Source organism: Bradyrhizobium sp. T-1, assembly GCF_053592855.1.
Genome location: NZ_CM132115.1, coordinates 5968333 through 5982770 on the forward strand (window position 1 = coordinate 5968333; position 14438 = coordinate 5982770).

The following is a 14438-nucleotide window of genomic DNA, read 5'->3' on the forward strand; positions in this document are numbered from 1 at the left end:
GAAGGACCAGACCCGGAATCTCGAGATCCCGGGCTCGATGCTACGCATCGCCCCGGGATGACGACTTCGTCGTCACCCAAACCGCCTTCTACGCCATTCGATCAGCTTGGCGCTGACCTCTTCCGGCTTCTCCTGCTGCGTCCAATGGCCGCTGTCCTTCACCAGATACTTCTCGAGATCAGCCACCAGTCTCTCCATGCCATCGGCCGCCGACGGCGGCAGCACCGCGTCGTTCTCGGCCATGATCATCAGCGACGGCACGGTGATGTGGTGGTCGAGCCCCTTCGACCGCTCCCAATTGCGGGTGAAATTGCGGTACCAGTTGATGCCGCCGGTGAAACCGGTCTTCGTGAACGTATCGACGAACATCTTCTTCTCGTCCGCCGACAGGATTGGCGTGCGCGGATCGACTTTGGCATCGTAAGCCGCAATCATCTGCGGAAACGCCAGATTGGTCTTCGAGGAGGCGCCGACGCCGGCGATCGGCGGCTCGCCTGATTTCTCCGCAGGCCGTGCCAGCGGCTTGCGCATGAAGGCATCAAAGGTCTGCTCGACGCGGCTGCCAAAGATCCTGTCCGGCTCGCGCGCCGGATCCTGAAACTGGACGATGTACATCTGGTCGCCGAAGCGCTGACGGAACAGCGCGATCGGATCCATCGGCGCCCGATCCCAATGCGGCGTGTTGACACCGACAACACCGGCGACGCGTGTGGGATGCCGCAGCGGCATCTGCCAGACGACGAAGCCGCCCCAATCGTGGCCGACGAAGATCGCTTTCTCGATGTTGAGATGATCGAGCAGCCCAACGAGATCACCGGTCAGGTGTTCCATGTCATAGGCCTCGACCGGCTCGGGCCGGTCGGTCGCGCCATAGCCGCGCTGGTCCGGCGCGATCACCCGGATGCCGGCCTCGCTCAGAGCCTTGATCTGGTGACGCCAGGAGAAGGCGAGCTCGGGCCAGCCGTGACACAGCAGCACCGGTGGCTTGTCCGTGACCGGGCCCGCCTCGTAATAGCCCATGCGGATTCCGTTCGTCGACGCGAACTTGAGCGGCGGCATTTCGATCATCGCAAATTCCTACTCGGCCGCGCCCTTGATGTCGGCCGCCGGCGGCGCATAGGCCGCCTCCAGCGCAGCAAACTCCTCCGGCAGCATGTCGCACATGACTTGCACGTGCGGAATGATGTTGGCTCCGACGATGAAGCCGAAATCGAGCTGGTCGCGGTAGCTCTGCACGGTGATGTTGAGCGCCTGCCCGTGCGTCGAGATCGACACCGGGAAAATATGCAGGAGCTCGGCGCCTGCGGCGTAGAGCGTCTGCCGCGGCCCCGGCACGTTCGAGACGGTGATATTAGCAGCCGGCGGCAGCACATCCGACAGGTCGGAACGACTGTAGAGCAGCGCCAGGATCTGGACGATGATCGGCGCGCCCAGCATCGAGATGTTGGAGACCTGCGGCATCAAGGCCCGCAGCGGATGCGACATCTCCTTGGACTTGGTCGACTGCGCGATGATGGCTTCGAGCCGCGCCTTGGGATCCTCGATATTGGTCGCAATCGAGCAGATCATGCCAAAGACCTGGTTGTTGGCCTCGGTATTCCCCTCCTCGCGAAGCGAGATCGGCACGGCGGCGGTCAGCGACTTCGCAGGCAGCGTGCCGTATTGCAGGAGGTAGCGCCGGACCACGCCGGAGGCGAGCGCGAGCACCACGTCGTTGAGCTTGCCGCCGGCCTGCTTGGCGAGCGCCTTGGATCGCGACAGCGAGATAGATACGCCGGCAAAGCTTCGCTCCGACGAAATCGTCTTGTTGAGCATCGTCGGCGGCGACACCATGCTGGCGAGGCTCTCGCGCGACTTGGGATCGGAAATCTTGCCGAGTACGTCGGAGACGCTCTTGACCATGGTCGGGATATTGCCCGCGAAGCGCACCGCGCTCTCGATCTGATACATCGCATTGTCGAACAGGATCGAGCCGATGTCGCTCTTGCCGGTGCGCGGCAGCTGCAGGTTCTTCGCAGCCGCCGAGGCATCGAGCGGCTGGGTAAAGAGCTGCTGATAGGAATCGAGCAGATTGGCAGCGATATCGCGCGGCTCCTGTCCTGGCTTCGACCCGCTCGTCGGCGCCTCGACCTTTCGCGGGATCGGCGAGACGTCATAGATCATGTTGGTCAGCGCCGCGCCGGCGCCGCCGTCGATGGCGGCATGGTGCATCTTGGAATAGAGCCCGACCTCGTTGTCCTTCATACCCTCGAACACGTAGAACTCCCAGAGCGGGCGGGCGCGGTTCAAAAGCTTGGCATGCATCCAGCCGACGATGCGCTCGAGCGTGGCGCGGTCGCGCGGCGCCGGCAGGCTGGCGCGGAAGATATGACGGTCGATGTCGAACTGATCGTCCTCGACCCAGGTCGGATGATCGATATCGAGCGGCGCTTTCTCCAGGCGCGCCTTCAGAATCGGCGCGATGTGCAGCCGCGAGACGATCATCGCCTTGAAGTCTTCGAAGAAGTCGCCCTTGTAGTCGTCGGGCAGGCGAAAGATCGCCATGCTGCCGACATGCATCGGCATTTCCGGGGTTTCCAGATACAAAAACGATGCGTCCAACGACGACAGCTTCTTACCGTCAGCCATAGTTCCCTCCGCTCATATTCGACGGGCGCCTTTACTGGCGCTTCTCGTCAGGCCGATACTGCCCGCTCCGCCGGGGCATATGCAATGGCAAACGGCCCTGCCCGGTCAAATGGCCAGAATTCCCCCTCCGGTTGCGCCAGACGATCCGCCACGGCCCACAACGCTGCAGGGTTCACGCCAAGCCCGATATGGCTTGCGAGGTGCACCTCGATGTTCTCGGCGCGGTCCCCCGGGCGCAGCAGGCAGGTCCGCCAGTTCACGACGCCGTCGGCGCGCGAATAGATCGACGTCGCGGGCACCGGGAGATCGCCGGCAATCGCCTCGCGCAGTTCGGCGAAATCCTCGACCCGCTCGCCGGACAACGCCTCATAGAGCGCCGTCGCATTGGTCGCCCGCACATCGTTGGCAAAGGGGCTGCCGAGCGTGATGACATAGCGGACCATGTCGGGCGCCTGGAGCGCAAGGTCGCGGGCATAGACGCCGCCGAGACTCCATCCGACCAGGCTGACCTTGCGTCCGCTTGCGCTGTGGATTTCAGCGAGGCGGCGGCGCAAGGCTTCCCGCATCCGCGCCAATCCGCCAAGATTGCGGCCCATCCGCCAGGCGTGCGTCTCATAGCCGAGATCGCCGAGATAGCGCCGCATCGGCGCCATCGAAAGATCGCTGGCGAGAAAGCCCGGCAGTGCCAGCACCGGATGGCCGTCGCCCCTGGGCGCCCGCATCAGTAGCGGCGACAGCAGGACGCTGGCATTGAATTCGAACAGGCCGCGCGCCTCCGCGAGCAGCAGGCCAAGGGCCGGCGGACGAAGCCGATCCGAACCGGGCGCCCCGTCGCGCTGGTCGGACATTATTTCTTCTTGTCGCCGCTGCGCGGGCTGCCCAGACCGGCCATGGTAACGAACATATCCTGAAACCGCTCCGCGATCTTGGGATCGAACGTAAACCAGCTTTGGATCAGCGATTCCGGAGAGACCTTCTCGATGTTGCTCAGCACCTGCTGCTGCAGCTTGTCCATCACCGCGGTCTGCATCGGCGCCACGTCAGGTAACCCGAAGAACTGGCGGGCCTCGAGGGGGGTGCAGTCGATTTCGATATTAACTTTCATGTCCCCTCCGGATGAGATTCGAGTGGCGTCACACAGTATCGCCGCGACATGGTGCGCGACGCAAGCGACCTGAGCCGGGAGCCGGACGCCGGCTTCCGCAATCGGCCGATATGGTCAATCAAATTGTCGGCGCGAATGGGCGCCGGCGGGCCGTTTCCGCCCTCATCCTCGGGACCCGGGTGGCCGAAAGTCCAATGTCGCCCACGCGCCTCCCGCCCCTAAATTGTTGGTCAGCATTGCTGCACAGCGGTGCAACTTGGCGCGTTCCTTGCTGGAAAGGCGCTTGCACGGGTCGAGAACTCTGGGCAACATGGATCGATCAGCCCCACCGAACAATCAAAAATCACGGTGCGGGCGAGTGGAGAGGGTCAAGAATGTCAGTCGGACGAAGTCTATTTGCGGCGACGCTCGCCGGTGCGCTTGCGTTGGCGGTGTCGCCGGCGTCGAGCCAGACGCTGCGCTACGCCAACCAGGGTGAGTTGAAGTCGCTCGACCCCTACACGCTGAACGAGTCGACCACCAGTGCACATCTCGGCCATGTCTATGAAGGTCTGGTCGCCCGCGGCAAGGACCTGAAGATCATCCCGGCGCTCGCCGAAAGCTGGGAGACGCCGGAGCCGACGCGCTGGCGCTTTCACCTGCGCAAGGGCGTGAAATTCCACAACGGTGACCCCTTCACCGCCGATGACGTGGTGTTCTCGGCCGAGCGCGTGCGAGCGAAAGGCTCGAATTTCCAGAGCCGCGTTCCCGCCGACGCAAAGGTCGTCAAGGTCGACGATTACACCGTCGATTTCGTCCTGACCTCGCCCAACCCCATCCTGACGGCGCTGTGGGCGACCTGGTACATCATGGACAAGAAATGGGCAGAGGCGAACGATGCGGTGGCACCGACGCCTGCCGCCGCGACGACCCCGAGCTATGCCTCGCTCCACGAAAACGGCACCGGCGCCTTTACCATCGAGAGCCATCAGCCGGGCGTGAAGACCGTCTTCAAGGCCAATCCGAACTGGTGGCGCAAGCCGGAGCATAATCTGAAGGAGATCGTCTTCACGCCGATCGCAAACCCGGCCACGCGTGTCGCGGCCCTGCTGTCGGGCGAGGTCGACGTGATCGAGCCGGTTCCGGTCCAGGACATCGAGCGCGTCAAAGCGAGCCCCAACGCCACCGTGCTGACGGGACCCGAGCTCCGCACCATCTTCGTCGGCATGGATCAGGCGCGCGACGAACTCTTGTTCTCCAACGTCAAGGGCAAGAATCCGTTCAAGGACGTTCGCGTCCGCGAAGCCGTCTATCGGGCGATTGACGTCGACCTGATCAAGAATCGCGTGATGCGCGGACTGTCCACGCCGTCCGCATTGATGGTCGCGCCAGAGATCTTCGCCTCGAAGGATTTCACCCGGCCTAAGTTCGATCCCGACGCCGCCAAGAAGCTTCTGGCAGACGCCGGCTATGCGGACGGTTTCGAGGTGACGATGGACTGCCCGAACGATCGCTACGTCAACGACGCCGCGATCTGCCAGGCGATCGTCGGCATGCTCGCCCGCATCAACATCAAGGTGGACCTGCTGGCGCAACCCAAGGCCCAGTATTTCGCCAAGGTGCTGAAGCCCGGCGGCTACAAAACCTCGCTGTTCATGCTGGGCTGGACCCCGGATACGCTCGACTCCCAGAACGTGCTGCACGACATCATGGGCTGCCGGGATGATCCCAAGGATCCCAACCGTGGCGAAGCCAATCTCGCCGGCTACTGCAACAAGCAGTTCGACGAGCTCGCCGACAAGGTTCTGGTGGAATCCGATACGACCAAGCGCGATCTCCTGATCAAGCAGGCTTTCGAGCTCTCGATGAAGGACTGGGCCTATGTCCCGCTGCATCAGCAGGCGCTCGCCTGGGGCGTGTCGAAGAAGGTGAAGCTGACCCAGCGTGCGGACAATATGGTCATGCTCTACTGGGCGACCAAGCAGGACGAGTAGGTGTCGACAAGTTGTGAAGTCCCGGAAGCCATGGCTTCCGGGACTTGCCGTTTCGGGTTAACGCGATGATGCGTGCTGAAGAGATGTGAAAGGAACAGATGCTCGCTTTCACACTGCGCCGGGCCATCCAGGCCATCGGTGTCATGATCGCCGTCGGGATCATCTCGTTCTCGATGTTCCGCTTCGCCGGCGATCCCGTGAACCAGATGGTCGGGATGGATACGTCGGGCGCCGAACGCGCCGCGATCCGCAAATCCCTCGGCCTCGACGATCCCGTGATCGTGCAGTTCGGCCGCTATATCGGCAACGCCGCGCAGTTCAAGTTCGGCGTGTCCTACCAGTTCCGCCTGCCTGTCACCAATCTTCTGATGGAGCGGATGCCCGCGACGCTGGAGCTCGCGATCTGTGCCACCATCTTCGCGATGATCTGTGGCATCCTGATGGGCGTTTATTCGGCGCTTCGCCGTGACAGCTGGCTCACGCACATATTCCAGGCCGTCTCGCTGATCGGCATCTCGCTGCCGACCTTCCTGATCGGCATTCTCATGATCTACCTGTTCTCGGTGACACTCGGCTGGCTGCCCTCGTTCGGTCGCGGCGACGTCGTGCACATCGGCTGGTGGACGACGGGTCTCCTGACGCTGTCAGGCCTGAAGGCGCTGATCATGCCCTCGATCACCCTCGGTCTGTTCCAGATGACGCTGATCATGCGGCTCGTCCGGGCGGAAATGCTCGAGGTGATGCGGACCGACTACATCCGCTTCGCCCGCGCCCGCGGGCTCACCACACGGGCGATCCATTTCGGCCACGCGCTGCGCAACACGCTGGTTCCCGTCATCACCGTCGCGGGTCTGCAATTTGGCTCGGTCATTGCTTTCGCAATCATCACCGAAACCGTGTTCCAATGGCCGGGCATGGGGCTCCTGTTCGTGCAGGCCGTCCAGAACGTCGACATCCCGATCATGGCGGCCTATCTGATGATGGTGTCCCTGATCTTCGTCACCATCAATCTCGTGGTTGATATCCTCTACACCATCGTCGATCCGCGGCTGCGCTCGACGGTCAGCCGGGCACACTGATATGAGCGAGGCCGTCGTTCCGCACGAGGTTGAAAAGCGCACTGCTGCCGCACCGGGCTGGTTCCAGCGCGCGCTCGACAGTGACCTGTTCTATTCGTTCCGCCGCTCCAAGATCACCATGATCGCGGCGGGTGTGACCTTGCTGTTCTTCCTGATCGCGATCTTTGCCTCCGTGCTCTCGGTGCAGAATCCATTCGACCCGGCGCAGCTTCAGCTGATGAATTCACGCATCTCGCCGCTGTGGACCGCGGACGGCCAGAGCCCGTTCCTGCTCGGGACCGACGAGCAGGGCCGCGACGTGCTGTCCGCGATCCTCTACGGCTTGCGCATCTCGCTTCTCGTCGGGGTGCTCGGCGTCGTCCTCTCCGGCGCGCTTGGCATCCTGCTCGGGCTGACGGCCGGCTATTTCGGCGGCGCCGTGGACGGGTTGATCATGCGTATCGCCGACGTGCAGCTTTCCTTCCCGGCCATCCTGATCGCACTGCTGATCAACGGTATCGCCAAATCGGTCTTTGGCAACAAGCTCGACGAGATGAGCATGTTGGCGGTCCTGGTCTTCGCGATCGGCTTGAGCTTTTGGGTGCAGTATGCGCGCACCGTGCGTGGCTCGGTCCTGGTCGAGAAGAACAAGGATTACGTCGCAGCGGCGCAATTGATTGGCCTGCCTGCCCCCGTAATCATGCTGCGGCACGTGCTGCCGAACACCACGGGGCCGATCCTCGTGATCGCCACCATCAACCTCGCGCTCGCGATCATCACTGAGGCTACACTGTCGTTCCTCGGTTCGGGCATGCCCGAAACCATGCCGTCGCTCGGCACGCTGATCCGCATCGGCAACGGCTATCTGTTCGCGGGCGAATGGTGGATCGTCGCCTTCCCCGGAATTGCACTCGCGGCGCTGATCCTGTCGATCAACCTGCTCGGCGACTGGCTGCGCGATGCCCTCAACCCCAAACTCCGATGAGCATGCAGCGTTCATGACCGAACCCGTTCTCTCCGTGCGTAATCTCCAGGTCGAGTTCGCCTCGCGCCGCGGCACGCTGCGTGCCATCGACGGCGTCTCCTTCGATATCGCCAAGGGCGAGGTGCTGGGCGTGGTCGGCGAATCCGGCGCCGGCAAATCGGTCACCGGTCTTGCGGTGATCGGACTGATTGATCCGCCTGGTCGAATCGCTGGCGGCGAGATTCGTCTCGGGGGAATGCGTATCGACAATCTGCCGCCGGAGGAGATGCGCCGCATACGCGGCAAGCGGATCGGGATGATCTTCCAGGACCCGCTGACCTCGCTCAATCCGTTGTACAAGGTCGGCGACCAGATCGTGGAGACGATCCGGACCCATCTCGATCTATCCGAACAGGCCGCCCGCCGCCGCGCCATCGACCTGCTCGCCGAGGTCGGCATCCCCGCGCCGGAAAAGCGTATCGACGGCTATCCGCACGAATTCTCCGGCGGCATGCGTCAGCGCGTGGTGATTGCGCTCGCGATCTGCGCCGAGCCGGAGCTGATCATCGCCGACGAGCCCACCACCGCGCTCGACGTCTCCGTGCAGGCACAGATCATCTCGCTGATCAAGCGGCTCGGCCGTGACCACGGCACCGCCGTGATGCTGGTGACGCATGACATGGGCGTGATCGCCGAGACATCGGACCGCGTCGCGGTGATGTATGCCGGCCGCGTCGCCGAGATCGGCCCGGTGCAGGACGTCGTGCGGAACCCGCTGCATCCCTATGCCAAGGGCCTGATGGGCGCGATCCCGACTCTTGCCGGCGACGACAAGCGCCTGGTGCAAATCCCCGGCTCCATGCCGCGCCTCTCGGCGATCCCGCGCGGCTGCTCGTTCAATCCGCGCTGCGCATTCGCTTTCGATCGCTGCCGGGTCGAGCGCCCAGAGCCGCTGTCGCGCGGCACGCAGTCAGTTGCCTGCCATCTCTATGACACCGTGCCGGCGGAGACCGCGGCATGAGCACGTCTTTCGTCCAGGCCACAAATCTGCGCCGCGTCTTCGACGTTTCGAAACCCTGGCTCAATCGCGTGCTCGAGGGCGGGCATCTCGAATATCTCAAGGCTGTCGATCACGTCACCTTCGACATCAGAAAGGGCGAGACCTTTGCGCTGGTCGGCGAGTCCGGCTCCGGCAAGACGACGGTGGCGCGGATGGTGGTCGGCCTGTTGCCGCCCAGCTCCGGCGATGTACGGATCGACGGCGTCTCGATGACCGACCCGCGGCAGGCGCCGGCCCGACGCAAGCTGCGCCGCCGCATTCAGATGATCTTCCAGGATCCCTATGCGAGCCTGAACCCGCGCTTCCGGGTCGATGCCATTATCTCGGAGCCGATCCGGGCCTTCGACCTGATCCAAGGCGAGCGTGACATCCAAGCCCGCGTCGGCGAATTGCTCAGCCTCGTCGGCCTGCATCCCGACGACCGGCTGAAATTCCCGCACGAATTCTCCGGCGGCCAGCGCCAGCGCATCGCGATCGCTCGGGCACTCGCCTCCGATGCCGAATTCATCGTCTGCGACGAGCCGACCTCCGCCCTCGACGTCTCCGTGCAAGCGCAGATCCTGAATTTGATGCGCGACCTCCAGGACAAGTTCGGCCTGACCTATTTGTTCATCAGTCACAACCTCGCAGTGGTCCGTCACATGGCGAGCCGCGTTGGCGTGATGTATCTCGGGCGGATCGTCGAGATCGCGGAGGGACGCGAACTGTTCGCCCGTCCGCGCATGCCCTACACCAAGATGCTGCTTGGCGCCGTGCCCGATCTCGCCATGAGCGGCCGCCAGCGTATTCCGGTGAAGGGTGAGATCCCGAACCCGATCAACCCTCCACCCGGCTGCGCCTTCAACCCGCGCTGCCCGCTGGCGTTTGATCTTTGCCGCAAGGAAGCCCCGGAACTGGTCGACGGCGTCGCCTGTCACGCCGTAAACACCACGCCGGTCCCGGCGTGACGCGCGCGTGCCATGCGGCCTGCGCATTGGCCGCACGGCATGGCCTGTGATCAATTGCGCTCGCCGCAAATGAGGTAGCCCATGGCCAGCAATGTCAATCCCGATCCCTTCACCACGCGCCCCGAGATCGAGGGCACGTTCGGGGTCGTCGCCACCACGCACTGGATTGCGACCGCCGTCGGCATGGCTATCCTGGAAAAGGGCGGGAACGCCTTCGATGCCGGCGTCGCCACCGCCTTCACGCTCCAGGTGGTCGAGCCGCATCTGAACGGCCCCGGCGGCGACGTGCCCATCATCGTGCACGACGTCAAGCGGGGCCGCACCGAGGTGATCTGCGGCCAGGGCCCGGCCCCGGCACGCGCCACCATCGCACATTACAAGACCGAGGGACTCGACATGGTGCCCGGCACTGGCCTGCTGGCGGCCTGCGTTCCCGGCACCTTCGAATCCTGGATGATGTTGCTGCGTGACTACGGCACAATGCGCGTGCGCGACGTGCTGGAGCCTGCGATCTCGTACGCGCGCGACGGCTATCCGCTGGTCGAGCGCGCCTGCGCCACAATCCAGACCGTCGAGCAATTGTTCCGCAAGCACTGGCCCACCTCGGCCGCGGTCTACCTGCCGAACGGCGAAGTGCCGAAGCCCGGCACGATGTTCACCAATAAGACGCTGGCGGCGACCTACACCCGGATTTTGAACGAGGCCGAGAGCGGCGGCGGCGGCCGCGACGCCGAGATCGAGCATGCGCGAAAGGCCTGGTCCCACGGGTTTGTCGCGGAAGCCATCGACAAGTTCTGCCGGACGCAGGAGGTGATGGACGTCAGCGGCTCGCCGCATCGCGGCGTTCTCTCCGCCGACGACATGGCGCGCTGGCAACCGACGATCGAAGCGCCCCTCACCTACGACTACGGCCGCTACACCGTCTGCAAGGCCGGCGTCTGGAGCCAGGGTCCGGTGACGCTGCAGCAACTCGCGCTCTTAAAGGGCTTTGCGCTCGATGGGCTCGACCCGACCGGGCCGGAATTCATTCACCTCCAGATCGAATGCGCCAAGCTCGCCTTCGCCGACCGCGAAAAGTTCTACGGAGATCCCAAGTTCACGGAGATCCCGATCGGGACGCTGCTGTCGGACGCCTACAATGACGAGCGTCGCAAGCTCGTCACCGACAAGGCATCGCTCGATTTCATCCCGGGATCGGTCGAAGGCTTTGGCGGCGTCGTCAAGCTGCGCCGTGCCGAAGGCCAGCGCGAGGCCGTCGGCGCGCTTGGCGCCGGCGAGCCGACCGTGGGCCGCTTCGGCGAGGTGCGCGGCGACACCGTGCATTTCGACATCATCGACAAGGCCGGCAACATGGTGTCCTCGACGCCGTCGGGCGGCTGGCTCCAATCCTCACCGGTGATCCCCGAGATCGGCTTCTGCCTCGGCAGCCGTGCCCAGATGTTCTGGCTGGAGGAAGATCATCCGGCCGCGCTAGCGCCGGGCAAACGGCCGCGCACGACGCTGTCGCCGACCATGGCACTGCGCGACGGCGAGCCCTATCTCGCCTGGGGCTCGCCCGGCGGCGACCAGCAGGACCAATGGATCACGCAGTTCTTCCTGCGTCACGTCCATTGCAATCTCAACCTCCAGGAATCGATCGACGCGCCGGCCTGGCATTCCGAGCACTTCCCGATCTCGTTCTGGCCCCGCACGGCTCGACCCGGCGTGCTCGTGGTCGAGAACCGCGTGCCCAAGGCGACGATCGAGAACCTTCGCGAGCGCGGACACATCGTCGAGATCGGGCCCGACTGGTCCGAAGGCCGCCTCACCGCGGCTTCGCGCGTCGGTGTGCGCCGCCGTGCCGCCGCCAATCCGCGCGGCATGCAGGGCTACGCCGCTGGAAGATAAAGGCAGCACATGACCTGGTCGATCATCGCGCGAGATCCTGCCACCGGCCAGTTCGGTATCGCCGTTGCGACCCGCTTCTTCGCCGTCGGCGCGCGCGTGCCTTACATCGCTGCCAGCCTCGGCGCCATCGCGACCCAGGCCTTCGTCAATCCCTATTACGGCATCGACGGCGTCAAGCTGTTGCGCGAGGGCCTGAACGCGCATGACGTGCTCGCAGCCCTGCTCGCGACCGACGACGGCCGCGAAAGCCGCCAGATCCACATCATGGATGCGAGCGGAGAGATCGCCGCGCATTCAGGGCGCGATTGTGTCGACTGGTGCGGGCACATCAAAGGCAACGGCTTCTCGATTGCCGGCAACATGCTTGCGGGCGCCGATGTGCTCGGCGAGACGGCAAAGACCTATATCGCCAATGACAGCCTGCCCTTCCCGCGCCGGCTGCTCGCTGCGATGCGCGCAGGCGAAGCCGCCGGCGGCGACAAGCGTGGCAAGCAGTCTGCCGCACTGCTGATCCACGGCGAGGAGGAATGACCGGCACTGGACATCCGCGCCGACGATCATCCCGACCCGCTCGGCGAGCTCGAGCGGCTCGAACGGGTCAGCCAGGAGCTCTGGGTGCACTTCCGCCCGTCCATGCCGACCCGACAGAATCCGTCTGGCAACACCGATCGCAGCGTCATCGACGCCAGCATAGCCGCGGCTCGGGCAAGACAAGCATGAGCGCAAGCCCGCTCATCGAGATCAGGGACTTGCGCATCCGCTTTCACGGCGACGACGGCCGTATCACCCACGCTGTCGATCGTGTCGATCTCAGCGTCGCCAATGGCGCAACGCTCGGGCTCGTCGGCGAATCCGGCTGCGGCAAGAGCGTGACGTCGCTGGCGATCATGGGCTTGCTGCCAAAGCAGACGACGGAAATATCGGGCGCAATTCGCTTCGACGGTTTCGACCTGCTGCAAGCGCCCGACCAGACCCTGCGAGACCTGCGCGGCAACCGGCTCGCGATGATCTTCCAGGAGCCGATGACCTCGCTCAACCCGAGCTTCACCATCGGCGACCAGATCATCGAGACCATTTTGCGTCATCGCGGCGGCTCCCGCCGCAGCGCGCGCGAGCGGGCGATCGAACTCCTGCGCCGCGTCCACATCCCGTCGCCCGAGCGGCGCATCGACGAATATCCGCACAAGCTCTCCGGCGGCATGCGCCAGCGCGTCATGATCGCGATGGCGCTGGCTTGCGATCCGCAGCTCCTGATCGCGGACGAGCCGACCACCGCGCTCGACGTCACCCTGCAGGCGCAGATTCTCGAGCTGATGCGGGAATTGAAGGCGGCGAGCGGCGCCGCGATCATCCTGATCACCCACGATCTCGGCGTGGTCGCCGAAGTCTGCGACGAGGTCGCGGTGATGTATGCCGGCGAGATCGTCGAGCGCGCGCCGGTCAACGAACTGTTCTCAGCGCCGCAGCATCCCTACACCGTCGGCCTGCTCGGCTCGATCCCGCGGCTCGACCATCGCGCCGAGCAGCTCGCGACGATCGAAGGCATGGTGCCGAACATGGCGCAGCCGCCCGCCGGCTGCCGCTTCGCCGCGCGCTGTCCGTTCGTGCTGGAAGCCTGCACCAGGGCGCCGCCGCCGCTGATGAAAATCAGCCCCGGCCATGTTTCGCGCTGCATCCGCGCACCGCTCGAGCTTTTGGTGTCCTGATGGCGCTGCTCGAGGTCGAAGGCCTGGTCAAGCATTTCGTCGCCCGGCGATCGCCGTTCGGCCGCGCGCTGGCGCATGTCAAAGCCGTCGATGGCGTGTCATTTTCGCTCGAGGCCGGCAAGACGCTCGCTCTGGTCGGCGAATCCGGTTGCGGCAAATCCACGATCAGCCGCCTGGTGCTGCGGCTGATCGAGCCCGACGCGGGCACGGTGCGCTTCAACGGTCGCGACCTGCTCTCGCTCGATGCGGGTGCGCTCCGGAAATTCCGCCGCGAGGCGCAGATCATCTTCCAAGATCCCTACGCCTCGCTCAACCCGCGCATGACTGTCGGCCAGATCCTGACCGAACCCCTGACTCTGCACGATCTCGTGCCACCGGCACAACGGCGCGACAGGGTCGCGGAAATCCTGCGGCTGGTCGGGCTTGAGCCGCGCCTCGAACGGCGCTATCCGCACGAATTCTCCGGAGGGCAGCGCCAGCGCATCGCCATTGCCCGCGCGCTCGCGGTCGAGCCGAAATTGATCATCTGCGACGAGCCGGTCTCGGCGCTCGACGTCTCGATCCGCTCGCAGATATTGAACCTGCTGCGCGAGCTGCAAGACCGCCTCGGCCTCGCCTACATTTTCGTTTCGCACGATCTCGCTGTGGTCAAGCACATCGCCGACCGCGTCGCGGTGATGAATCTCGGCTGCATCGTTGAAGAGGCCGACGCTGACGCGCTGTTTGCCCAGCCCCGCCACCCCTATAGCCGTGCGCTGCTGTCCGCGATCCCGCTGCCGCAGCCTCACGCCAAGCGGACGAAGGTCGTGCTGCAAGGCGAGATCCCGAGCGCGCTCAATCCGCCGGCCGGCTGTCGTTTTCACACCCGCTGTCCCTTCGTGATCGACCGCTGCCGCACCGAAGCGCCGGCGCTGACGGCCGACGGCGCCGGACACGCCACTGCCTGCCATCGCGTCAACGAGCTGCCTTCGGCCGACACCATCCTGCCCGCAACGGCCGGATTTACCCCGGCCCTGGCAAAATTAGTCGCAGCTTTCAGCCGAAAGACGGAAGGCGCGACCCTGCCCGGGGTTGGTATACAGGGTGCAAGGCCGACAACGACGTAGCCGG

Annotated in this window: 12 protein-coding genes and 1 pseudogene; 9 read left to right on the plus strand and 4 right to left on the minus strand. The window is 64.6% G+C overall.

The window, feature by feature from the left end; translation table 11 throughout:
- Window positions 1-72: 72 nt before the first annotated feature.
- Genes ACWAT4_RS28690 through ACWAT4_RS28705 form a run of 4 tightly spaced genes read right to left on the minus strand, consistent with a single transcriptional unit; the run spans window position 73 to window position 3733 of the window.
- Window positions 73-1068 (minus strand): alpha/beta fold hydrolase, encoded by a 996-nt coding sequence (locus ACWAT4_RS28690; RefSeq protein WP_212297959.1) that lies wholly within the window; start codon window positions 1066-1068, stop codon window positions 73-75.
- Between the two features lie 9 nt (window positions 1069-1077).
- Entirely contained in the window at window positions 1078-2628 is a 1551-nt protein-coding gene (locus ACWAT4_RS28695) for a WS/DGAT/MGAT family O-acyltransferase (protein WP_212297958.1), read from the minus strand.
- 47 nt (window positions 2629-2675) lie between these two features.
- On the minus strand, window positions 2676-3476 hold the full coding sequence (locus ACWAT4_RS28700) for an alpha/beta hydrolase family protein (RefSeq protein WP_212297957.1): 801 nt from the start codon (window positions 3474-3476) through the stop codon (window positions 2676-2678).
- A complete protein-coding gene (locus tag ACWAT4_RS28705; RefSeq protein WP_194476990.1) occupies window positions 3476-3733 on the minus strand; it encodes a DUF6489 family protein in 258 nt (85 codons plus the stop codon). The genes ACWAT4_RS28700 and ACWAT4_RS28705 overlap by 1 nt, the downstream gene beginning before the upstream one ends.
- A 374-nt stretch (window positions 3734-4107) precedes the next feature.
- Between ACWAT4_RS28705 and ACWAT4_RS28710 the strand changes: the two genes are divergently transcribed.
- From ACWAT4_RS28710 to ACWAT4_RS28750, 9 genes and pseudogenes are all read left to right on the plus strand, one after another.
- Entirely contained in the window at window positions 4108-5706 is a 1599-nt protein-coding gene (locus ACWAT4_RS28710; protein WP_212297956.1) for an ABC transporter substrate-binding protein, read from the plus strand.
- 98 nt (window positions 5707-5804) lie between these two features.
- On the plus strand, window positions 5805-6785 hold the full coding sequence (locus ACWAT4_RS28715; RefSeq protein ID WP_212297955.1) for an ABC transporter permease: 981 nt from the start codon (window positions 5805-5807) through the stop codon (window positions 6783-6785).
- A 1-nt stretch (window position 6786) separates the two neighbouring features.
- A complete protein-coding gene (locus ACWAT4_RS28720; protein ID WP_212297954.1) occupies window positions 6787-7749 on the plus strand; it encodes an ABC transporter permease in 963 nt (320 codons plus the stop codon).
- Window positions 7750-7762: 13 nt separating this feature from the next.
- Entirely contained in the window at window positions 7763-8749 is a 987-nt protein-coding gene (locus ACWAT4_RS28725) for an ABC transporter ATP-binding protein (protein WP_212446342.1), read from the plus strand.
- Window positions 8746-9735, plus strand: coding sequence for an ABC transporter ATP-binding protein (locus tag ACWAT4_RS28730; protein ID WP_212424938.1), 990 nt, complete (start codon window positions 8746-8748; stop codon window positions 9733-9735). Before ACWAT4_RS28725 ends, ACWAT4_RS28730 begins: the two co-directional genes overlap by 4 nt.
- An 81-nt stretch (window positions 9736-9816) precedes the next feature.
- Window positions 9817-11622: a gamma-glutamyltransferase family protein gene (locus ACWAT4_RS28735; RefSeq protein ID WP_449728652.1), complete on the plus strand. Its 1806-nt coding sequence runs from the start codon at window positions 9817-9819 to the stop codon at window positions 11620-11622.
- Between the two features lie 9 nt (window positions 11623-11631).
- Window positions 11632-12342, plus strand: a pseudogene (locus tag ACWAT4_RS28740) (DUF1028 domain-containing protein).
- Window positions 12339-13328: an ABC transporter ATP-binding protein gene (locus tag ACWAT4_RS28745; RefSeq protein ID WP_212424936.1), complete on the plus strand. Its 990-nt coding sequence runs from the start codon at window positions 12339-12341 to the stop codon at window positions 13326-13328. The pseudogene ACWAT4_RS28740 and the gene ACWAT4_RS28745 overlap by 4 nt, the downstream one beginning before the upstream one ends.
- Window positions 13328-14434 (plus strand): ABC transporter ATP-binding protein, encoded by a 1107-nt coding sequence (locus ACWAT4_RS28750; RefSeq protein WP_449728653.1) that lies wholly within the window; start codon window positions 13328-13330, stop codon window positions 14432-14434. Before ACWAT4_RS28745 ends, ACWAT4_RS28750 begins: the two co-directional genes overlap by 1 nt.
- The last annotated feature ends 4 nt before the right edge of the window (window positions 14435-14438 follow it).

What these genes read in the sequence shown, in the direction of transcription:
- ACWAT4_RS28690 (WP_212297959.1), bottom strand. Translation starts at nt 1,068, where the DNA reads ATGATCGAAATGCCGCCGCTCAAGTTCGCGTCGACGAACGGAATCCGC.
- ACWAT4_RS28695 (WP_212297958.1), bottom strand. Translation starts at nt 2,628, where the DNA reads ATGGCTGACGGTAAGAAGCTGTCGTCGTTGGACGCATCGTTTTTGTAT.
- ACWAT4_RS28700 (WP_212297957.1), bottom strand. Translation starts at nt 3,476, where the DNA reads ATGTCCGACCAGCGCGACGGGGCGCCCGGTTCGGATCGGCTTCGTCCG.
- ACWAT4_RS28705 (WP_194476990.1), bottom strand. Translation starts at nt 3,733, where the DNA reads ATGAAAGTTAATATCGAAATCGACTGCACCCCCCTCGAGGCCCGCCAG.
- ACWAT4_RS28710 (WP_212297956.1), top strand. Translation starts at nt 4,108, where the DNA reads ATGTCAGTCGGACGAAGTCTATTTGCGGCGACGCTCGCCGGTGCGCTT.
- ACWAT4_RS28715 (WP_212297955.1), top strand. Translation starts at nt 5,805, where the DNA reads ATGCTCGCTTTCACACTGCGCCGGGCCATCCAGGCCATCGGTGTCATG.
- ACWAT4_RS28720 (WP_212297954.1), top strand. Translation starts at nt 6,787, where the DNA reads ATGAGCGAGGCCGTCGTTCCGCACGAGGTTGAAAAGCGCACTGCTGCC.
- ACWAT4_RS28725 (WP_212446342.1), top strand. Translation starts at nt 7,763, where the DNA reads ATGACCGAACCCGTTCTCTCCGTGCGTAATCTCCAGGTCGAGTTCGCC.
- ACWAT4_RS28730 (WP_212424938.1), top strand. Translation starts at nt 8,746, where the DNA reads ATGAGCACGTCTTTCGTCCAGGCCACAAATCTGCGCCGCGTCTTCGAC.
- ACWAT4_RS28735 (WP_449728652.1), top strand. Translation starts at nt 9,817, where the DNA reads ATGGCCAGCAATGTCAATCCCGATCCCTTCACCACGCGCCCCGAGATC.
- ACWAT4_RS28745 (WP_212424936.1), top strand. Translation starts at nt 12,339, where the DNA reads ATGAGCGCAAGCCCGCTCATCGAGATCAGGGACTTGCGCATCCGCTTT.
- ACWAT4_RS28750 (WP_449728653.1), top strand. Translation starts at nt 13,328, where the DNA reads ATGGCGCTGCTCGAGGTCGAAGGCCTGGTCAAGCATTTCGTCGCCCGG.